The organism is Paenibacillus sp. J22R67, assembly GCF_059692175.1.
Genome location: NZ_JCAUAX010000003.1, coordinates 237,284 through 258,329 on the forward strand (window position 1 = coordinate 237,284; position 21,046 = coordinate 258,329).

General features: G+C 47.6%; 15 protein-coding genes. 11 read left to right on the forward strand and 4 right to left on the reverse strand.

Annotation, left to right across the window (positions count from 1 at the left end; genetic code table 11):
- Positions 1 to 29: 29 nt before the first annotated feature.
- Positions 30 to 1,487: a circularly permuted type 2 ATP-grasp protein gene (locus tag AC58VC_RS13080; protein WP_497369206.1), complete on the reverse strand. Its 1,458-nt coding sequence runs from the start codon at positions 1,485 to 1,487 to the stop codon at positions 30 to 32.
- 348 nt (positions 1,488 to 1,835) lie between these two features.
- Between AC58VC_RS13080 and AC58VC_RS13085 the strand changes: the two genes are divergently transcribed.
- Both AC58VC_RS13085 and AC58VC_RS13090 read left to right on the forward strand, forming a co-directional pair.
- Entirely contained in the window at positions 1,836 to 4,049 is a 2,214-nt protein-coding gene (locus tag AC58VC_RS13085; RefSeq protein WP_497369207.1) for a methyl-accepting chemotaxis protein, read from the forward strand.
- A 134-nt stretch (positions 4,050 to 4,183) separates the two neighbouring features.
- Entirely contained in the window at positions 4,184 to 4,714 is a 531-nt protein-coding gene (locus tag AC58VC_RS13090) for a hemerythrin domain-containing protein (protein ID WP_497369208.1), read from the forward strand.
- Between the two features lie 288 nt (positions 4,715 to 5,002).
- Here AC58VC_RS13090 and AC58VC_RS13095 read toward each other — a convergent pair whose 3' ends face one another.
- From AC58VC_RS13095 to AC58VC_RS13105, 3 genes are all read right to left on the reverse strand, one after another.
- On the reverse strand, positions 5,003 to 5,668 hold the full coding sequence (locus AC58VC_RS13095) for a DUF559 domain-containing protein (RefSeq protein ID WP_497369209.1): 666 nt from the start codon (positions 5,666 to 5,668) through the stop codon (positions 5,003 to 5,005).
- A gap of 121 nt (positions 5,669 to 5,789) precedes the next feature.
- Positions 5,790 to 6,695: an oxygen-dependent tRNA uridine(34) hydroxylase TrhO gene (trhO, locus tag AC58VC_RS13100; protein ID WP_497369210.1), complete on the reverse strand. Its 906-nt coding sequence runs from the start codon at positions 6,693 to 6,695 to the stop codon at positions 5,790 to 5,792.
- An 84-nt stretch (positions 6,696 to 6,779) separates the two neighbouring features.
- Complete coding sequence (locus AC58VC_RS13105; protein WP_497369211.1) at positions 6,780 to 10,538, reverse strand: response regulator; 3,759 nt, start codon at positions 10,536 to 10,538, stop codon at positions 6,780 to 6,782.
- Between the two features lie 163 nt (positions 10,539 to 10,701).
- Here AC58VC_RS13105 and AC58VC_RS13110 point away from each other — a divergent pair, with 163 nt between their 5' ends.
- From AC58VC_RS13110 to AC58VC_RS13150, 9 genes are all read left to right on the forward strand, one after another.
- Entirely contained in the window at positions 10,702 to 12,408 is a 1,707-nt protein-coding gene (locus AC58VC_RS13110; protein WP_497369212.1) for a methyl-accepting chemotaxis protein, read from the forward strand.
- Between the two features lie 108 nt (positions 12,409 to 12,516).
- Positions 12,517 to 13,635, forward strand: a complete 1,119-nt coding sequence (locus AC58VC_RS13115; RefSeq protein WP_497369213.1) for a stalk domain-containing protein — start codon at positions 12,517 to 12,519, stop codon at positions 13,633 to 13,635.
- A gap of 157 nt (positions 13,636 to 13,792) precedes the next feature.
- The gene (locus tag AC58VC_RS13120) at positions 13,793 to 14,119 is read left to right on the forward strand and encodes an SPW repeat domain-containing protein (RefSeq protein ID WP_161408899.1); all 327 of its coding nucleotides are present in this window, start codon (positions 13,793 to 13,795) and stop codon (positions 14,117 to 14,119) included.
- 57 nt (positions 14,120 to 14,176) lie between these two features.
- Positions 14,177 to 16,249 (forward strand): class I SAM-dependent methyltransferase, encoded by a 2,073-nt coding sequence (locus tag AC58VC_RS13125; protein WP_497369214.1) that lies wholly within the window; start codon positions 14,177 to 14,179, stop codon positions 16,247 to 16,249.
- A 113-nt stretch (positions 16,250 to 16,362) separates the two neighbouring features.
- Positions 16,363 to 17,130, forward strand: a complete 768-nt coding sequence (locus tag AC58VC_RS13130; protein WP_497369215.1) for an NUDIX domain-containing protein — start codon at positions 16,363 to 16,365, stop codon at positions 17,128 to 17,130.
- Positions 17,131 to 17,200: 70 nt separating this feature from the next.
- Positions 17,201 to 17,743, forward strand: coding sequence for a cysteine hydrolase family protein (locus tag AC58VC_RS13135; RefSeq protein WP_497369216.1), 543 nt, complete (start codon positions 17,201 to 17,203; stop codon positions 17,741 to 17,743).
- Between the two features lie 63 nt (positions 17,744 to 17,806).
- Complete coding sequence (nadE, locus tag AC58VC_RS13140) at positions 17,807 to 18,640, forward strand: NAD(+) synthase (protein WP_497369217.1); 834 nt, start codon at positions 17,807 to 17,809, stop codon at positions 18,638 to 18,640.
- A gap of 6 nt (positions 18,641 to 18,646) precedes the next feature.
- On the forward strand, positions 18,647 to 20,092 hold the full coding sequence (locus AC58VC_RS13145; protein ID WP_497369218.1) for a nicotinate phosphoribosyltransferase: 1,446 nt from the start codon (positions 18,647 to 18,649) through the stop codon (positions 20,090 to 20,092).
- A gap of 85 nt (positions 20,093 to 20,177) precedes the next feature.
- On the forward strand, positions 20,178 to 21,008 hold the full coding sequence (locus AC58VC_RS13150; RefSeq protein WP_497369219.1) for an aldo/keto reductase: 831 nt from the start codon (positions 20,178 to 20,180) through the stop codon (positions 21,006 to 21,008).
- Positions 21,009 to 21,046 lie beyond the last annotated feature (38 nt).

Genomic DNA, 21,046 nt, shown 5'->3' on the forward strand with positions numbered 1-21,046 from the left:
TTCGCTGGCCTCCCATCTAAATGTGGATTCTACGAATTCGTTACCCATGTGTCTTTGCAGCCTCCGCCTTGGGAGGAGTTCACAACGAGTGAACCTTCTTTAAGCGCTACCCGCGTAAGTCCGCCGGGAATGACCTGAATTGTTTCACCTGCGATAACGAAGGCTCGGAGATCAATATGCCGTGCAGCCATTTGGCTATCCATCATGACGGGTGCTCTCGACAGCTGAATGGTTGGTTGCGCGATATATCGATCAGGGTTCGCTATGATTTTCAGCCTGAAATCCGCCAGTTCACTGTCCGAAGCCGTTGGTCCGATGAGCATGCCATATCCGCCCGAGAGGGACGTTTCTTTGACGACCATTGTGCTGAGATGTTGGAGCACATGCTCACGTTCTTGTGGTCTGGAAAGAATGTACGTAGGTACGTTATTCAGAATGGGTTCCTCGTTCAAATAGTAGCGAATCATATCCGGAACGTAGGCATAAATGGCTTTGTCGTCCGCTACGCCAGTACCTGGAGCGTTCACTATGTTGATGTTGCCGGCACGGTAGGCATTCATGATGCCTGCAACGCCCAGTAGTGAACTTGGGTCAAAAGCAAGTGGATCAAGGAAATCATCGTCAATTCTACGATAAAGCACATCGATTTGGCGAAGTCCTTTGATGCTGCGAATGTACACCTTGTGATCGATGACGACAAGATCGTTTCCTTCTACAAGTTCAATCCCCATTTGCTGAGCAAGGAAGGTATGTTCGAAGTAAGCCGAATTATAACAACCTGGAGTAAGCAGGCCGATGACAGGATCTTTTTTCCCAGAGGGACTAAGTCTGCGCAAAGCGGATAGAAACACATTTAAACTTTGTTCAATATCTTGGATGGAATGGCTGAACACGAGCTCGGGGAATAAGTGCGTCATGATGGAACGGCTCTTATATAAGTAGGAAAATCCTGACGGCGACCGGAGATTGTCTTCGAGAACAAAGTATTCGCCGTGCTCGTCGCGGATTAAGTCGATGCCAGAAACGGTGACGTACACATCATTAGGAATGGAAAGACGCATCATTTCAGGCCGGAAATAGCAGTTCGAGAGAACCATTTTTCTTGGAATGATGCCATCCTTGAGGATGCATTGGTCATGGTAGATATCCTTAAGAAATAAATTCAGCGCCTTCACGCGTTGACTAAGCCCTTTTTCAAGCTTGAGCCACTCATCCCTTGGGATAATACGTGGAATTGGATCGAAAGGAATCGTGCGTTCGAGCGCCTCGGTCTGATCAGGACTGTAGAGAGTGAAGGTAATTCCTTCTTCCATCATCCGTTTCATGGTGGCTGTTTGGCGCTTGTTCAGATTGCCGGATTTCATCGTCATGAACTGCCGGAACACCGTTTGATAATGGGAACGGACCGAATAGGCGTTCATAAACATTTCATCATAAAAGGGATCGGGATCATAAGGTGTGGTGACCAGATTCTCAGGTTTTGACATCGCAGCTTCCTGGTTTCTTGACTATGCATTCGGAAGCTAAATGGAGATAAAGGCCCGAAGCAGAAACCAGGCCTCCTTTCTGATCTTCATTCTTAAATTGTGTTAGAGAATATAACGTAAATTGATGGCGAGGCCTACATTTTCTTATATTGTAAATTTTTCAGAAAATTATGTCAATATAGCTGACTTAAAATTAATATGACCGTTAATCCCTTATAGGTCAAAAGTATTAAAGAATTTCGAAAATTCCTATTTTTGTCTTGCGTTACGACAGAAACAACTATAAAATGTCGAATAAGGTAAATGTTAAAAAAATTCACACACTATGTGAATATAGGGGGATGGGGTATGTTTGATTGGCTAGGTTTTCGGAAAGGATTGCCGCTGTGGTGGTCATATCGGTTGAATCGTCACCTTAAGGAAGATGTGGAACATATTTTTGAAGGGATAGCTCAAACGCGGACAGACATATTGCGAAGTTGGGTGGAAACGTATTGGTCTCATCTGGACAGATTGCATGCGATGTTATCCGAGTCGGCTTCAAGTTCAGCTTCTTCGCAGATTTCTCAGGATTCAGCAGTTATACAGAAAATGCTCACTGCTGCGCTGAAGAGTGGGGCTGATTTTTCGGAAATTTTTATATTAAATGAAAGAGCTGGTGTGATTTTCTCTACTTACCCTGCTCATGTTGGGAAGACGTATGTAGCCGGAAGCGGACTTCTGAAGGGGCTAGAGGAGACACGCAGAGGGGAGAAATGTTTATTTGGGCCTTTTACTGACCCGCTAACCTTGCAAATCGGTCCAAGCACTTCGCCGTTTCATGATGCTATGACGATGGCTTTTATCTTACCTTTGGTGAAGAATGGCGAGTGGCAAGGGGCTATTTGCGGTCGTGTGCCTAACGATGTGCTCGGGGATTTGATTCAACGGGAATCCGGACATGTATATCCAGACTCAGGCGACAATTATTTGTTCATGGCGAAGCCGGTGTTGAACAAGCAGATTGCTCCAGGGACGGCATTGTCCCGAAGTCGGTTTGAGGATCTGACTTTTACGCATGGCGATAATTTAAAAGACGGCGTACGCACGGATTTCGGTATAGTCGGCGTTAAGGAGCATACGGAGCTGGAGCTGATCTTCACAGATCCTGCAACAGGACAGCTGCACCCGGGTGTTGCAGGGACCATTGCCAAAGGAGACAACCTGTTTGTAGAATTTCCGGGCTATTCGGATTACCGGCACATATCGGTTATAGGGAAAGGAGTCACGTTCCAACTGCCGCATTGCCCTGATATATGGGGGATGATGTGTGAAGGGGATCTGGAAGAGGTATACCGGATTCGCAGCATGGATTGGAAAATGTTCAGCTTACAAATTAGATTCATTGTAGGATTTATTTTGTTATCAGGTGGTGGCTTTTGGCTATTAAATGGCCATGTCTCAAGCGGGCTGGGCACGGCGATTACAGCTGCTGCGAGTGCTATATATGGTTGGATCGGCTCCAGTATGATCAGACGCAAAGGCAGCAAGCCGGTTGTCAAACAGCTTGCCCAGATTAATAAGTTCATCCGTTTAAACGCGGAAGGCAGCGGGGACTTGACACAACGCTTGCGCGTGCAGGAGTTTGCTGGGGATGAAACCCGGGAGCTGGCGAAATGGATCAATAATATGATCGATTCCCTCGAAGGTGTCATGTTGCAAGTGAAGCAAGCAGCGGCTGAGGTTCAAACCAGTCAAGATCGGCTTAATGAATCGACCGGCTCGACAGAGCAATCGACAGGCCGTATGAGCACCCAGATACATAATATGATTCGTTCTTTACGCGGACAACTTAAGGACATTGACGTGGCTAAGGATGTTACGCAAAATATGAGCGGCACCCTGCGCGAGTTGGAAGAAAAAGCATCGGATCAAATAGCGGTAGCCCAGGATGAAGTCGGCCGTATCGGAGACAAGATGGATCAGATTTCAGCTAAGGTAGCCGAAACGAATCAGACCATTCAGACGTTCTTGCTTACTACGCAAGAAATACCAACGCTTTTGAAAGTTATTGAGGAAATTTCAGCGCAGACGAATCTTCTCTCCCTGAATGCTTCAATTGAAGCAGCGCGAGTTGGCGAGCACGGCAAAGGTTTCGCCGTCGTTGCAGGCGAGATTCGTAAATTGGCCGAGCTGACGAAGAAGTCGACGACGCAGATCAATGAGACGATTGAACAGATCGAACGCCATGCGAATGAAGCCTTCATCTCGATGGAGGAAGGCACCAAGGTCGTATTGGAGGGGACGCAAATTGTTGCGGCGGCCTCCGAAATTCTAAGCAGCGCGAGCGCCCATGACACGATGAAAACACAAGTGGTGGAGGAAGTGGTAGCGCTGATGGAAAAGGTAGCGGGCGTGAGCAAGGAGAACCGCCAAATCTCCGCGGAGGTGGAGCAAACCGTGCAAGAGCTGCTGCAGGATATGCTGCACGTGCGCCAAACGACGGGAGATGTCGGGGCGATAACGCAATCACTGCTCCAGCTCATGAACCAATTCCAATTAACGGAAAGCCGTATTCGATAAATGTTCTAATCAATCCGTATTCCTTCGCATGATAGCTGACCCCACCTGCATAGAATGATAATGCAGAAAGGTCAGCTTTTTTGCGTTTGCTCACGAATAAAGTTTTCGGAAGAGAACTCAAAGGAGGATGTAGAATGAAAGACCGTTTGAGCATTCAAACGAATAGGGAGTATATTGCGGATCCGGGCTATTTTCCCATACTCGTAGAACGTCTGAAGGAGGAACACTTGCAGATGCGCGGGCAGCTTGCCGTAATCCGCACCATGGCTGCTTCCTTGTACTCCCTGGGGGATTGCTCAATAGGCATGTGTAAGCTGATTGAACTCCAAGATCTGATTCTTTCTCTGGTGGAAGAGCTGGAGCAGCATTCGGAATGGGAGGAAAGCGAGCTGTTTCCTCTCCTGCAATCGTATTTGCCTCAGACGACTGCGCTATCGGTTTCCCGTTCTGTTACAGTTCTAGAACAGGATCATGACTTGGCTAAAAGGGTTGTGCAAACTTTCGTAGACGGTGTGAATGCGATGAAAGTGCCGATAGATGAAGAGTTCCTGCATGTGATGGCGTCGGAGTTGATGACGGCCTGCTTAATCCTTCTCAGGCATTTCACCTTGGAGGAGGAACTTGTGTATCCGCTTGCCGATCGCATTGTGGAACAATTATCTTAAGTACATAGAAAAGGGTCTTTCTCAAGTTAAATGACTTGCAGATAGACCCTTTTTTTATGTTTGCAGTTCACTAAGCTAGTAAGGCAACCGAGGGTGCTTATTTATCCGAATAGCCCAGCTTATGCTTTCATAAGCAAGCTAGGCTTGTTTATTGTTTGCTAATGTGCCCAATTTGTAAGGTAGTACAGACATATAAGCGTATACTGTGGTCTTATCTCATGAGTTACCTCGAGAATAATAAGGATAAGGAATATTTGTTTGCTTATTTATTTATAGATGGATTAACCACTATTCGCAGTAGACTCGTTGTGTGTTAGACAGCTTGTAAGAGCGAATGCGTGTTGTACCGGAAACAGGCATTAATAGTCCCGCACGAGCAAGCCTGCGCAGAAGACTACCAGCATGGTTTCTACTGATGCTAAGCCTCTGTGAAATGATTTTTGGTAAGAGGGGGTCGTTGGTTTGTCCAGCGATTCTCAGAATTTCTTTTTCTTCCAATGTTAGCGACGGAGCGGCATGTTCCTCACCAAACCAACTTCCCATCATTTGCAGGATCAATTGCTGGCATTTACGCGGTTTTTCTTTTATTTCATCATAGGCGAAGCGTAGCACTTTCCACCCGTCAAGAATGAGATGGTTTTGACGAGTTAATTGATCAGCGAACTGCCAACGATTTATATCCTTATGATGTGCACTGTAACCATCAATTTCTATACAGACCAAATGTATTCCACGCGTATAAGCGAAGTCCAAATATCGAACACCGTCCTTAAAGTCCGAAATCTGATATTCGGCATGAAGAAAATCAAATCGACCGACAGCCGGAAACCAAACCTGCTTGAGGAACAACTTCTCAGCATGACCATGACCGTCCTGAAGTCGCTTTAGAGAATCACCTGACCTCGTCCGTAACTGCATTTGCAAAAAATTCTCATAGCAAGCGTCAAATAACATACCTATGCCCCCTATTTGTTCATAACATTTAAAGAAAAAACCGCCCATCTCCAATTTGGAGAGAGCGGTCCTTGTGCTTCACGACCATGATTCTATAATGAATATTTCACATGAAAGAGATTTAAGCCTCAAGTGAGCTAAGTGTCTTCTCTTCGCATTCCTTGGAGCAGAAGCTGTTGTGCTCCTCTTCGCAAGCCTCGCAGCATACATGCTTCAGATGGCACAAATCGTTCGCACAGTTGATGTAGCGATCCTCAGGCTTGCCGCAGTGGTAGCATTTGCCCACGACGATATCCTCATCCGTTCGGTTGATAGGGACCGAAATCCGCTCATCGAACACGTAGCATTTGCCATCAAAAAGGCGTCCCTGTACGTCTTCATCTTTCCCGTAGGAGACAATGCCGCCATCGAGTTGATAAACCTCTTTGAATCCTTCCTGAATAAGAAAGCCTGACAACTTCTCACAGCGGATTCCGCCAGTGCAATAAGTGAGAATCGGCTTGTCCTTAAATTCATGGAGATTGTTGCGAATCCATTCTGGGAATTCGCGAGTCGTTTCTACCTCAGGGCGAATAGCGCCACGGAAGTGACCAATTTCGTACTCGTAATGGTTGCGCCCATCGAGGACGATAACGTCATCTTGTTGAAGCTTTTCATAGAAATCCTTGGGCTTCAAATGCGTGCCAGTCAGCTCATTCGGATTCACATCTTCTTCGAGACGGAAGGTGACGAGCTCCTTTTTAGGACGAACGAACAGCTTTTTGAACGCATGTCCTTCGCTCTCATCAATCTTGTAGACCATATCTTTAAAAAGAGGCATTTGGTTCATCATAGCGATGTAAGCATCGGTTTGTTCCACGGTCCCTGATAGCGTACCATTGATGCCTTCTGGGGCAATCAGGATGCGGCCTTTGACGCCGAGCTTTTTGCAATAAGCCAAGTGCTCTTGAGCTAATGCTTCATGATCTATCACAGTGACGAATTTATAATACAACAAAATGCGGTATGGAGCGCTTTGTTCTGTCATGATATTAAACCACCTATACGTATAAAATGCATGCTCCTTACTGCGGGAGCCCTATGCCTATAGTGACATAAAACCGCACATTTTTCAATCAAGCAGCAATTTTTGGATCGTATGGAAAACCTCCTCCAAAGCAATCGCTAGGGATTGCAGCTGATTTTGGATCAGGATGTTTTTGGATTCATCCAGAGGAGTGGACTGCTTCAATGTTTCTTCGAGATCAGTTGCCGCGGCATACACACGATTGGCCGATAGGTTGCTTGATGACCCGCGCAGTGTATGCAGCAGATGCAAGGCTTCCTCATATTTGATTTGTTGAATGGCTGTAGTTAGCTCATCAATCACATCCCGAGACTGTGCATGAAATTTCCGCAGCATTTGGTGATAAATATTGGTTTTGCCAAGCAGTCGTCCCAGAGCTTTCTCCGTATCCAGGCCAGGCGCAGCCATTTTTCCGCTCAAGCTTAGGCTGGTACTCACGGCGGCGAACAAGCGGTCAGGAATGATCGGTTTGGAGATCACTTCATTCATGCCAGCGCGAATACAAGCTAATCGCTTCTCTAAAGTAGAGTCTGCGGTGACGGCAATAATCGGGATGTGCCGCCATTTGGGCTGAAGCCGAATACGCTTAGCGGTCTCAATTCCGTCAAGATCTGGCATATGAATATCCATCAGGATTAATTGATAATCTGAGGTTTCTAGTTGTTGTAGGGCTTCAAAACCATTAGATGCTACTTGAACGACACCATTCATACTTTCCAAAAGGGATCGAGCCACAGTTTGATTGATGTCATTATCCTCAACAAGCAGAATGCGTGGAAAGGATGACCAAGCTTCGTTGCTTTCATGCTTCCCGTCATGTGAAGTCTGGTCCGCAGTATCCGAAGCAAAGCTGCCTGTCATATTTTGCAGCGTTTGGTACAGAACACTTCGGGAAACCGGCTTGACTAAGATCGCATGCGGTGCGGCTTCTAGAGGTAGCTGCTCCAAAGCATCCCGGCCAGGCAAGGTCGTATAAATGATTGTTTTCAAGTTGTTCCGGTTGCATATCTCCAGCATATCTAACCACACTTCTTCCCCGTACATGTCGAAAGCCTCCATGTCGAGCAGAACCAAATCCAGTGGAATGAGATCGATAGCTTTCCTCGCTTCCTTCCAGGAATAAACACCCGCTGCTTCCGAACACATGGATTGCAGAGTTTGCAGCAGCACGCGGTGCAGCTCGGGGTGATCTTCCACGAGAAAAGCACGGAGCGGAAAGCGAGTATGCGACTTCGTCGTTTGCAAGGTTAAAGCAAATGGGATGCTGACGTGGAACACACTACCTACGCCATGTTGGCTTGAAGCTTCAATTGTGCCGCCCATATTATCGATGATGCTCTTGGAAATAACAAGTCCAAGCCCTGTTCCCCCGAATTTCCGGCTGGTGACTTCATCAGCCTGAACGAAGGGCTGGAACAGCTTGGCGAGCTGTTCATCACTAATGCCAATTCCTGTGTCGCTGATCGTGAAGCCAATAGACACTGTTTCTTCTTGAAGGTCCTGGACATGCACGCGAAGCGTGACGGTTCCTTGTTCTGTGAATTTAATAGCATTGCTGGTTAAATTGAGCAGTACCTGATACAGCCGCAAAGAATCACCAATAAGGCCAAGCGGCACCTGCTCCTCGATATCGCAAATAAAATCGACAGGCTTATGACCGAGCAGCACGCTAAGCGTTTCGCACACACGGTCGATTGTATCATCCAGCAGGAAGGCATGATGCTCAATGGCCAGCTTGTCCACCTCCAGCTTGGAGAAGTCCAGAATGTCGCTGATGATTTGCGACAGGGAGAGCGAGGACTTTGTGATCTTGGCCATATAATCCTTCTGCAACGGAGTCATCGCGGTTCGCTCCATCAAGTAGGATAACCCGACGATGCCGTTGAGCGGTGTTCGAATTTCATGACTCATCCGCGCAAGGAAAATGCCCTTGGTCAGATTGGCATCATCAGCTTCCTGCTTCGCCAGGATCAGCTCATCTTTCGCTTGCAACTGATCTGTAATATCCCGCGAAATGGCGGAGAAATAGCGTTCTCCTTTTTCGGCCGGCGTATGGGGCACAACCATAACGGAGATGAAAATCCGGCGCTGTTCTTTCGTTAACGCTTCAGCCTCGAATTCCCAGAACCCCTCGCGTATCGCGGTAAGAAGCCCCTCTTCGAGATCGACGTCGCTTCGGATATCCACGTACTCACTGAAGTGGTAATTCGTCGCTTGTTCATTGGCTTGGCCAATTAAGTTTTTACCTGCTTGATTCATATAGAAAATGTAGCCCTGCTGATCAAAAGAGAGGATGGCATCTTGCGCGCTTTCCACAATCGTAAGAAGCCGCATCTTCGTTTCATTACTCTCTTTAATGTCGCTGATGTCGCGGGCGATGAAGACGTAGCCTTTGAGATCGCCTCCCGGATGCGTAATAGCGCTGACACTCAATTGGACAAAAAGTCGGCTTCCGTCTCTGTGATGCCAAATCCACTCGCTATCTTCTTTCAGATGGCGAAGCGTACGGATGACAAGTGCTGTGCAATCGGGAGGAACGAATTCTCCGAGTTCAATCGTGTATTTGGCAGCTCTTTCAATTAGCTGGTCATGATCCAACCATATTAGTGGGGTAGCTTTTTTGTGTACATCTGTGAACGTATAGCCCAGCAGCTCGGTCGCCCGGCGATTCAGATGATTGATTGCAAAATGAGGGTCCGTGACGATCATCGCATATTGATTATGCTGAATAAAAGCTTCAAACGGTTCGAAAAGCTCACGCAGGTTTTCAATCATGCCATTCACGGAATGGGCAAGAGCGCCTAGCTCATCCTTGCTTTTGAACACCAACGGCTTGATATAGAAATCGCCGGCAGCCACAGATTCCGTGACACGAAGAATTTGTTGAACTCGTGAAATGATGAGTGAGTTCGCTGTTAAGCAAATAAGCAGAAACAAGATAGCGGCGGTTCCAACGATTAATACGACCGTCCACCAAAGAAGTGAACTGGCTGGTTCTTGGAATACAGTAACCGGCATGGAATAACCGAGATGCCAGTTTAAATTGGGCACACGGGCATAGAACCATTGCGCTTTTCGGCCGTTATCCAAATATTCGTCCAAATAACCAGCATCTTGCTGGAAGGCTTCTTCTAGAACATAAGTCAGTGAAGGGTTATTGGTGAAAATATTCTGTTTTAAAATTTTGCTGGTATCCGTATGGTACAAGATGGTTCCATCATGGTTAACGATGACGGTCTGAACTCCTTCAAGGGGGGGATGAAGATTATCGCGAAAGGTAGCTTCTGCGTCTAATGAAATATCCACGATACTTGTTACTTCTCTGTTTTCATCCCAAACAGGAGCAGTAATCGTAATGATATATTTGTTTGAAATTTCGCCGACATGAGGGTCTGAAATGTATGTTTTGCCAAGTAGAGCCTCTTCGAACCTCCGCTCCCCTTTGATATTCAGCCTTTGACCCGTGGTAAGAAGGAGATTCCCATCCGTATCCACGACGCCCATTGCCAAAAAGCGATTGTTGCCCGTTTGCAGCTCCTGGCTTAGGTAGTTCAGCCGTTCTTGAACCGTTCCCTTCTTCATGACACTAACACGGCTTACCATCTCAACTTCGGCTAGGCGAATGGACAGGAAGTCATATAAATTTTGCGCGGAATTAGAGACGGAAGTAATGGATTGCGCTTTTATTTGCCCAATTAATTTATCTTTCGAAAGCTTATAATTCGTAAAGCCTACAACTGTTAATGAAATGGTAGTAATTAGAACAAGAAGTGCAACTAGCTTGAAACGTAAAGAAAGTGACATCAGAAGCCTCCAAAAATCGTCAAAATGTTAGGAAAACTTACAATTTTAATAAGGGTACTACGTAATTCCTTTAACGTATACCCTTTATGATCGTAGGTAACAGGATGATTTGAGTATACATCATTGTTGGATCATTCATTCATTACTTGGAGGGATTTCATTCATGCGTTTTACGGTAAGAACAAAAATGATGGCTGTATTTACAATTATTTTTCTCATGGTCGGAGGGTTAAGTTTAACCGATATGACGCGAATGGGCGTGCTGAAAGACAATAGTTCGGAGATGGCTACGAATTGGATGCTGGGTGTACAACTTATTGATGAGATTCATTTTAACTCAGAACATATATTAACCCTCTACTACCAGAAAAAACTAGAGCCGGATTTGAAAAAGCATGAGCCTTTCGATACAGGTATTGCGCAAATGATGACAGGAATCGACAAATTGTTAGAAAACTATAAGGAAAGTCTATCCGGGGACGAAGATACCGCCAAGTTCAATGAACTTAACAAAAGTTGGGAAGAGTTCAAAGCTGCTTTCCTGATAAATAAACAACTTTCCGCTGATCCGGCGAAAGCGAAGGAAGCTGCGGAAAGCCTACAGGTGCTCGCAACGGCATTTGGCAAAGCGCAAAAAACGATGGCTGAGATGGTTACTTTTAACCAGGAAGGCGGAAAGCTGGCTGATCAGGAGAATAAAAACCTGTATCAAAGAAGTGTTATGATCTCGCTAATTGTACTAGGGATATTGGTTGTCTTCATGCTAGCTGCTTGTTATGTGCTCGTTAGGAACATCTCCACACCTGTTCGCAGAACGTCACAGGCTTTAAACCGTATTGCAAACGGCGATCTTACGGTGGAGCTGATTATCGTGAAAAATAAAGACGAAATCGGCGACTTAGCGAGCTCTGTGAACCAAATGGTCGACCACTTGCGCCATTCGGTTCATCACATGCTTCAAGCAGCGGGCAGCGTGGCAGCATCCTCTCAGCAGCTGTTTGCTAGCTCGGAGCAAAATACCTCGGCTTCCCAGCACGTGGCAGCAGCTGTACAGGATTTTGCAAACGGTGCGGATACCCAGGCACAAAGCTCGATGGAATGCGGCAGAGCCATGGAAGAGATGTCGGTTGGCATTCAAAGGATCGCCGAAACAACCTCTGATGTCTCAGAGCTATCCATTTCCGCTACGCAAATCGCGGAGGAAGGCACACACGCGATGGAGCGGGTGGTTCATAAAATGCAAGCAGTCAGCCATTCGGTTGATTCGGCGAATCAGGTGATTCAAGAGCTGGAGAGACACTCCCAGAGCATTGGGCAAATCTCGACGCTCATTGGAAATATTGCTTCCCAAACCAATTTGCTCGCATTGAATGCGGCGATTGAGGCGGCACGTGCTGGAGAGAGCGGTAAAGGATTTGCCGTAGTAGCCGGAGAGGTTCGCAAGCTGGCTTCCCAGACAGATGATTCCGTGCGTGACATCTCTGAACTCATCTCCAACATTCAAAGAGATTCTGTTCGCGCAGCAGGGGTTATGAACACGGGACTCATGGACGTTCAGGAAGGCTTGAAGGAAGTAGGCAGCGCCGAGATGGCCTTCGGTCAAATTGTAGCAGCTTCACAGGAAGTAGCGAGCAAGATTCAAGAAACCGCTGCAGCCACACAGCAGATGGCTGCTTCTACAGAGCAGATTGCCGCAACGGTGGCCAATGTCGGATCTGTCGCACAGCAAACATCAGGGACAGCACAGTCTGTAGCAGCTGCTACGGAAGAACAGTTGGCTTCCACAGAGGAGATTACATCCTCTGCGAGAAATCTGGCAACCATTGCTCAAGATTTGCACCAAGTTGTGACGGCCTTCCGAATTTCCTGAAAAATTAAAATGAATGCCCGACTTTTTCATTCGCTCGTGCGTCTTGTTATCGAGAAGGTTAGAACAACCATAGATGACAATATCATTACGAATGAGGAGTGACGTGAAATGAGAAAGAATCCTTTTAACATGTTGAAAATGGGTGTGCTCGGATGTGCGATGCTGGTTGGTATAAGCGGGGCTGTCCTGCCACTAGCAAACCACGTTTCTGCGGATACGGTTACGGCAGTGCCAATCGCGCCGGTTGCCGTCCAAGCCACAGCGGTTCAAATCAAAGAGGAAGTGCTTACGTCGAAGACGGAAAACTTGAAAACCAATGTCAAAGTCCCTCAGCTTACAGGGATGTTGGATGCGAAATATCAGGAGCAGTTGAACTATATTCTTATGTCCCATGCGAATGAAGATTTGACGAACTGGGAGAAAGAGGCGGATGACGCTGCAGCTGATGCCAAAACCAAAGGGTTTACTTATCGTCCTTATGAACTCACCATTATTTATGAGTTGAAGTCGGATGGCACGAATTTCCCGGCGGGGCTCGTCTCCCTGCAAATTACGACATACGGAGCCACTGGGGGAACGGGCATGCCGCGCGTAGACACCTACAATGTGTTAAACCGTGAAGAAGCACAGCGCGTGACCTTGCAGGATGTGCTCGGTGACACTTACAAGGAAACCGTGGATACTGGAGTCCGAGCGGCAATGGACGAACATCCGGAGAACTATTTCAAAGACGAATTTAAAGGCATTAGAGAGTCACAGGGCTTTTATGTGGAAAAAGGAGATGCTGTCGTCGTATTCCCGAAATATGCGATTGCACCGGGCGTGATGGGATCACCGGAATTTCGGATTCCATTAGCTGCGGATTTGAACATTCCTGTTAAAACGGAGCCGGCTCCCAAAGTGGCCTTGGATTTGGCGGCAGGTGACAGCATAACGAGTGCAGAAGGCGTAACATTCGTGCCATTCCGCAAGGTAGCAGAAGGACTTGGTTATGAAGTAACTTGGAATCAAGCCACGTATGCGGCAGAACTCCACAAGGGAGCGCAATCGACGCGTGTATCCGTAGGCAAAGACAGCTATTTTTATGCGAAAATGGCACCTGTCTCCCTGGGAGCAGCCCCGGTCATTCAGAATGATACCTTGTATGTACCGCTCAAGTTCGTTTCAGACATTCTGAAGGCTGAAGTAAAAACAGGCGATGCCGGCGTTTTACACATTGAACAGTAATTTATTCATAAACTCTTAACCATGAAGCCTCTAGTTCGCCCAAATAAATGGGTGAGTTGGGGGCTTTTCCATATCACATATTTGAAAGCGTTTGCGTATACTATTATATCTCGTAAAAGTTCATCTTTTACGTGCCAAAACTTGTAGGAGGTGGAAGATGACCATGTATTTAAAAAATGTATTGTCGGCGTGCATGGGACTCTGGTTTTTGGTCAGCCCCTGGGTGTTTGGATTTGAAGATCAGACGAATGCTTTTTTCGCTTGTGTGCTGCTTGGAAGCGTGCAATTCGTGGGATCTCTGCTGGCTCTGGGCAAAACAGGGAAGCAGGTCTGGCAGAATTGGCTGTGCCTGACGATTGGGGCCTTATTCATTCTCTTTCCGAATGTGTTCCACGTAGGGTTGATGGCTTATTTCTTATTTGTTGTACTTGGTTTCTTGACCATTCTCGTCAATTACGCGAATCTGTATGCCGACGAGCAATGATCGATTATACTGATGTTAAGCTAAGTACCAACTTCCCATAGGAGGAAACACATAGATATGCTCCGTTCACTAGAACTGATACACAACCATCGAACAGGGGACACCACAGCAGCTGCTGAGCATAAATGGCTAGCCTTTATGGTATCGGCAGAAGAGCGCATCGTGAATTTCGAGCGAATTCAGTCGATCCGTGAGCTGGCTCAGGCGAACCCTGTTCTTGATTATGCCCAGCGCACCTTGCTCAAATTGGACGAGCTTCCGCTTTCTTTTTGGAAGAAGGAAGTGTTGGAAGAAGTATTGATTTGGTCCGAGGTTGCCAAAGGCGGTACCTTGAGAGATCGCTTCAAGTGGCAGGATCAAGGGATTCATCTCTATGTACATAATCAAGGCTCAGCACAACTGTATAAGCTTCATGCCGGAAATCAAAGCGATAAATCGACTGTGATACATACGTTAATCTATACACATGGGCTCATTGGGCAGACGATTCGAGGAGAAGTTCCTCTGCGGGAACATACTCCGTTAACCCAATTAATTGCCGATCGCCTGCTTTCTGCAGATGAGTTAAGGGATTTACTCCTGGCACTGAATGAGTGCATCATTGCGGCGGTCTCTGAAGAGCTTTGGCATTCGGTTAGCGCTCAGGTGAAGTTGTTGATTGAGAAGATCTTACTAGGTGCATTGGAGCCTGAGATTTCTTTCAAAGACAGGCTGTCCAAATTGCGCGGCAACTCTATTCGAAAAGGCGAGAATTTCGAGCGCGACTATCAAAGGATTTTGGATGAAGCGCCAGAGCTATTAGATGGTTTAGGGGCATTCTTGGAAAGATCAACCTTGTGGTATGTAGAAGCGGCTTTCCAGGATTTTACGCTTAGGCAGATGGTAAGAGTGTTTCTGGTCATCCAAGCGTCTAGCCGTGAAGGGGATTCGGTCCGCCATATTAGCTTTGAGCCCTTCATGAATACCTTGTATTACGATTACAAAGGCAGCAAGAAAGTGAACGTTTACAAGAAACGGATGATTGAAAAATATGTGGATGAGATGACTTGGGAGGAAATCGCACAAGGAAAGTTAGCGTGGAGCAATGGCCACTTGAAGCACATTATTGAGCGGAAGCCTCAGCTTGCAGATACCGTGTTTTTTACATGCCAATTCTCCCCTGCTGCTGAGAAGTTAATTGAATTTTGCGTAGAAGCCGAGAAGTCCCCATTATATGAAAAGGCTGTCCTGCTGCTATTCGATCTATTTGAATTGCGAAGAGATGCCTACGACCGCTTTCATAATGAGGAAGACTACCTGGCCACGATGAACCAAACGGCGGATTATAAGAAGCTGATGCTGGACTACGTCGTTGGGAAGCGGGTGGTTGATATCGGGCCAGGCGGCGGCATTATGCTCGATCTTATTGAACAGTATTTGCCGGACAAGCACCCCATTGGCATCGATATTTCCTCGAATGTGATCGAAGCGCTGGAACGCAAGAAGCAGCTGGAGGGCCACCAATGGACTGTTCTAAAAGGGGACGCGCTTGATCTGAAGCAGTACGTGGAGCAAGGAACCATTGACACGGTGATCTTTTCTTCGATCCTTCATGAACTCTATTCCTACATCCCTTATGAAGGGAGGAAATTCAACCATGCGACCATTGCGGCGGCACTGCGCAGCGCTTATGATGTTCTCTCTCCAGGCGGAAGAATCGTGATTCGTGATGGGATTATGACTGAGCCCGCAGAACAAATGCGAACCATTCACTTTTTGCAGGAGGGGACAATGGCGTTTCTCGAGCGGTATGCGAAGGATTTTGCTGGACGAGAGATTAAGTATGAAGTTATTGAGGCGGATAAAGTGGTCATGCCAGTGAATGATGCGATGGAGTTTCTCTACACATATACATGGGGTGAGGAAGCGTATGTCCATGAAGTGCAGGAACAATTCGGCTATTTTACACCGAGTGACTACATAGCTTTTATCCATCGTACATTGGGACCTGAGGCCAAAATTATTGAGAACAGGCATTTCCTGCAAGAAGGATACACGGAAGCGCTGCAGGGTAAAGTAAAACTGTTGGATGAAAGTGGAACTGTGGTTGCGCTGCCGGACAGCACTTGTTTAATTGTCATTGAAAAATAGGCTATTAGGATTTGCAGCTTTGGAAAAAAACTATTGCATACATCATTTTATTATGTCATAATGAAATTATCAAAACGACAATATAATTATTCGCATCCAAGCAGGTGATCACCTTGAACACAGAAAATGAAAGCAATTACCAGGTAAGCAAATATCGTACGCCAGACGGTGCGCCTGCCGATATCGTGATCTTCACCATTACCGCCGAAGGAAAGGATTCCGTGAAGAAGTCGCTCCCGATCAGAGAACTGCAAGTGCTGCTCATTCAAAGAAAGCAGTGGCCGTTCGAAGGACAATGGGCGCTTCCAGGCGGATTCTCGTCCGAGCACGAAACGATTCATGAGAGCGCTCGGCGCGAACTGACGGAGGAAACGGGAGTTTCCGATGTCCACCTGGCCTATTTCAATGTGTACAGCACGCCAAAACGCGATCCTCGGGGGTGGATTATCTCTCACGCGTTCTTCGCGTTAGTGCACGAGCGCTTTCTGGAGAAGCGCCAAGCAGCGGATGATGCCGCAGATGTCCGGCTGTTTCCTGTGGAGGAAGCGCTCGCGATGGATCTGGCTTTTGACCACGAAATCATCATTCGCGATGCACTTGAACAGATTCAAACGAAGATGCTCACGACGACAATCGCCAAGGAGTTCTTGTCCGAGGAATTCACGATCAGCGAATTGTATCAAGTGATTCAGACGGTCGTCCCGACGTTCAACGAACGAAATTTTATCCGTAAAATTACGTCTACACAGAGCCGCAAAGGGATTATCGAAGAGGTGCTGGATCACAACGGGCAAGGAAAAATGTCAAACCGATATTCCCAACGTGCTGCCCAGCTCTACCGTTTCACGGATTATGTGCCTCAGCTGTCTATTTACAGCTAGGCCTCTCTTTTAATTTTTGATATTGTCTTATTAATAGTATCAAACATACTTAATCAAGGAGTTGGTTTGAATGAAAGCATTGATTATTATTGATTATACGGTCGATTTTGTTGATGGGAAGCTTCCTTGCGGGGAGCCTGGCATTGTCATAGAAACGCGGATGTGTGAAATCACAGAGGCATTCGTTGCCCAGCAGGACTTTGTGGTCATGGCAGTGGATCTACATGATGAACAGGACCCCTATCACCCGGAGACGAAGTTATTCCCGCCGCACAATATCAGGGGCACGACTGGACGCGATTTATACGGCCGGTTGAAAACCGTGCATGAGCAGCATGAGCGCGAAATTTATTGGATGGATAAAACGAGATATAGCGCCTTTTGCGGGACGGATTTGGAGCTGAAGCTCAGGGCTCGAGGCATCCAGGAACTTCATCTGATTGGCGTCTGCACAGATATTTGCGTGCTGCATACAGCCGTTGATGCTTACAATAAAGGCTTTGATATCGTGGTACACGAAGACGCGGTTGCCAGCTTTAACGATCAAGGCCATGCCTGGGCTTTGCAGCATTTTGAAAGCACACTTGGGGCTAAAGTTGTTCGTGGTTGGTAGTATGAAATAGCAGTATGAACAGGAATGCTAGGATAATCCAATATGATTAAGGAGATGACCCCTATGCCACAACCTACACAAGCTGAAATTCAAGCCATATTGCACGTACAAAGCGAGATTAACGTGGAGAGCGAAATAAAGCGCCGTACACAGTTTCTTAAAGATTATCTGCGATATACGGGAGCCAAAGGCTACGTGCTGGGCATGTCCGGAGGCCAAGACTCCACATTGGCAGGCAAGCTTGCTCAAATGGCGATTGATGAACTGAATGCAGAGAGCGGTAAGGATGCGTATCAGTTTATGGCGGTTAGACTGCCCTATGGTATCCAAAAAGATGAAGAAGACGCGCAGGCTGCCATTCAGTTTATTGCGGCAAACCGTGTTGTCACTGTCAATATCCAACCTGCGGTTGATGCCTCGGTGAAGCAATTTGCAGAAGCGACAGGCGACACGTTAAGTGATTTCCATAAAGGGAACGTCAAGGCTCGCGAGCGTATGAAGGTGCAGTATGATTTGGCTGCGCATTACGGACTTCTCGTGCTGGGGACGGATCATGCCGCCGAGGCTATTACGGGATTCTATACGAAGCATGGGGATGGCGCTTGCGATGTGGCCCCTATTTATGGGCTCGATAAGCGGCAAGGCAAGGAATTGCTGAAGCGACTGGGGTGTCCAGAGCATTTGTATTTGAAAAAGCCTACGGCTGACTTGGAAGATTTGAAACCGGGTCTTCCGGATGAAGAAGCACTTGGTGTTAGCTACGTGCAATTGGATGACTATTTGGAAGGCCGCCCCCTCCCTGCTGGTATTGCTGAGAAAATTGAGGAACGTTACACGATTACTGAGCATAAACGCAAAGGACCGGTAACCTGCTACGACACTTGGTGGAAAGGATGAGTCTATATGAATTACGAAAATTTGACGCTTCACACGGATAAATATCAAATCAATATGATGTACGCGCATTGGCTGAAAGGCACTTATCAAGAGAAAGCCGTTTTTGAGGTGTATTTCCGCAAGCTGCCTTTCGATGGCGGATACGCCGTATTCGCTGGCTTGGAGCGCCTCGTTCATTATATCCAGCACCTGCATTTCGGGGATGACGAAATTGCTTACCTGCGGGAGCAGGAAGAGCATTACCACGAAGACTTTCTTGAAGCGCTGCGCGCGTTCAAGTTCAGCGGGGATCTGCAATCCGTACCCGAAGGTACGCTAGTCTTCCCGAATGTGCCGCTCGTACGCGTAGTGGCTAGCATCTTTGAGGCCCAGTTTGTAGAGACGGCGATTCTCAACTTCGTGAACTACCAGACGCTCATCGCGACGAAAGCTTCGCGGATCAAACAGGTCGCCCCGAATGAGGTGCTGCTCGAGTTCGGGACCAGACGCGCCCAAGAGGCTGACGCCGCGATCTGGGGCGCAAGAGCCGCTTACGTCGCGGGATTCCACGCGACGTCGAACTTGCGAGCCGGGATGCTGTTCGGCATCCCGACCAAGGGCACCCACGCGCATGCATGGGTGCAGGCATTCGACACGGAAGAGGAAGCCTTCCGTGTGTATGCTGAGGCGCTGCCGGAGCAAGTGACGCTGCTCGTTGATACGTACGACACGCTGCGCAGCGGCGTGCCGAACGCTATTAAGATCGCGCGCATGCTGCAGCAGCAAGGCAAGCGTATGAACGCCATTCGCCTCGACAGCGGCGATTTGGCGTATTTATCCCAGCAGGCGAGGCACATGCTGGATGAGGCGGGCTTTCCCGAGGTGGCGATCGTCGCCTCGAACGATCTCGATGAGAATATCATCGAGGGGCTGAAAGCCCAAGGGGCCAAAATCGATGTCTGGGGCGTAGGCACCCAGCTCATAACTGCTGCCGACCAGCCTTCGCTCGGCGGGGTTTACAAGCTTGTTGCCCTGGAGAAGAACGGCGAGTTCGAGCCGGTCATCAAGATTTCGGGCAACCCCGAGAAGGTGTCCAATCCTGGCTTCAAGGAAGCCTACCGGATTATCAACAAAAAAACCGGCAAAGCGGAAGCTGATTACCTGGCCATGGAGCACGAAGTCGATATTCGGCGGGGCGAGCGAGTTAAGTTGTTCGATCCCACGCATACCTATATCTACAAGTATATTGAGGACTATGAAGCGGTTCCGCTGCTTCAGGCGATTTTTACGGGAGGCGAACTTGTCTATGAGCTGCCCACGTTGGATGAGATTCGGGCGTATCACCAGGAGCAAATTCGGACGTTTTGGCCGCAATATTTGCGCAAGCTCAATCCCGAAGGTTATCGCGTAAACTTAAGCACAGAGCTTTGGGAGCTGAAGATGAACCTGATTCATGCGCATACAATTATGTGATTGGATATCCCGAGTGGTATGATAGTGATTGTGCGTACTCTTCCAAGAGCCGTCATACCCTATTTACTGATGGAGGTATTATCCAATGTCGACACAAGCATTCACTCAAGGCGTTCAACTCAATAATGGCGTGCATATGCCATGGCTCGGATTAGGTGTTTGGAAAAGCAAAGAAGGCCAAGAAGTCATAAACGCTGTGAAAACGGCCCTTCAACAGGGGTACCGCAGCATTGATACGGCAGCGATCTATCAGAATGAAGAAGGTGTTGGTCAGGGACTGCGTGAAAGCGGCGTGGCGCGCGACGAAATTTTCGTCACCACCAAAGTGTGGAACTCGGATCAGGGCTATGAGTCCACCTTGCAAGCTTTTGAAGCAAGCCGCAAACGGCTCGGCCTCGAAACGATCGACCTGTATTTAGTTCACTGGGCTAAACCGGCGACATATCGAGAAACTTGGAAAGCGTTAGTTCATTTGTACAAAGAAGGACACGTCCGCGCTATTGGCGTTAGCAATTTTCAAATTCATCATTTGCAGCATGTGATTGAGGATACGGGTGTCGTGCCCGCGGTGAACCAAGTCGAGTACCATCCGCAGCTGGCGCAAAAAGAACTTCTCGCCTTCACTCGCGAGAATAACATTCAGCTGGAAGCTTGGAGCCCGCTGATGCAAGGGAATCTTGATCATCCGGTGCTGTCGCAGCTCGCGGCGAAGCATGGGAAATCGGCGGCACAAATTGTACTGCGTTGGGACATACAGAACGGTGTCGTCACGATTCCGAAATCGGTGACAGAGCATCGGATTCGCGAGAATGCGAATATTTTTGATTTTGAGTTGAGCGCTGAGGATATGGCTCTCGTGGATTCGTTGAACCAGAACAAGCGTATCGGGGCCGATCCGGACAACGTGCCGTTCTAAATGATAGAGGAATTTCCGCTGTTGTTGGCGGGAATTCT

Excerpts from the sequence above, each read along its gene's own strand:
- AC58VC_RS13135 (WP_497369216.1), top strand. The coding sequence starts at position 17,201 with ATGAAAGCATTGATTATTATTGATTATACGGTCGATTTTGTTGATGGG.
- AC58VC_RS13085 (WP_497369207.1), top strand. The coding sequence starts at position 1,836 with ATGTTTGATTGGCTAGGTTTTCGGAAAGGATTGCCGCTGTGGTGGTCA.
- AC58VC_RS13145 (WP_497369218.1), top strand. The coding sequence starts at position 18,647 with ATGAATTACGAAAATTTGACGCTTCACACGGATAAATATCAAATCAAT.
- AC58VC_RS13115 (WP_497369213.1), top strand. The coding sequence starts at position 12,517 with ATGAGAAAGAATCCTTTTAACATGTTGAAAATGGGTGTGCTCGGATGT.
- AC58VC_RS13080 (WP_497369206.1), bottom strand. The coding sequence starts at position 1,487 with ATGTCAAAACCTGAGAATCTGGTCACCACACCTTATGATCCCGATCCC.
- nadE (WP_497369217.1), top strand. The coding sequence starts at position 17,807 with ATGCCACAACCTACACAAGCTGAAATTCAAGCCATATTGCACGTACAA.
- AC58VC_RS13110 (WP_497369212.1), top strand. The coding sequence starts at position 10,702 with ATGCGTTTTACGGTAAGAACAAAAATGATGGCTGTATTTACAATTATT.
- AC58VC_RS13090 (WP_497369208.1), top strand. The coding sequence starts at position 4,184 with ATGAAAGACCGTTTGAGCATTCAAACGAATAGGGAGTATATTGCGGAT.
- AC58VC_RS13150 (WP_497369219.1), top strand. The coding sequence starts at position 20,178 with ATGTCGACACAAGCATTCACTCAAGGCGTTCAACTCAATAATGGCGTG.
- AC58VC_RS13095 (WP_497369209.1), bottom strand. The coding sequence starts at position 5,668 with ATGTTATTTGACGCTTGCTATGAGAATTTTTTGCAAATGCAGTTACGG.
- trhO (WP_497369210.1), bottom strand. The coding sequence starts at position 6,695 with ATGACAGAACAAAGCGCTCCATACCGCATTTTGTTGTATTATAAATTC.
- AC58VC_RS13125 (WP_497369214.1), top strand. The coding sequence starts at position 14,177 with ATGCTCCGTTCACTAGAACTGATACACAACCATCGAACAGGGGACACC.
- AC58VC_RS13120 (WP_161408899.1), top strand. The coding sequence starts at position 13,793 with ATGACCATGTATTTAAAAAATGTATTGTCGGCGTGCATGGGACTCTGG.
- AC58VC_RS13105 (WP_497369211.1), bottom strand. The coding sequence starts at position 10,538 with ATGTCACTTTCTTTACGTTTCAAGCTAGTTGCACTTCTTGTTCTAATT.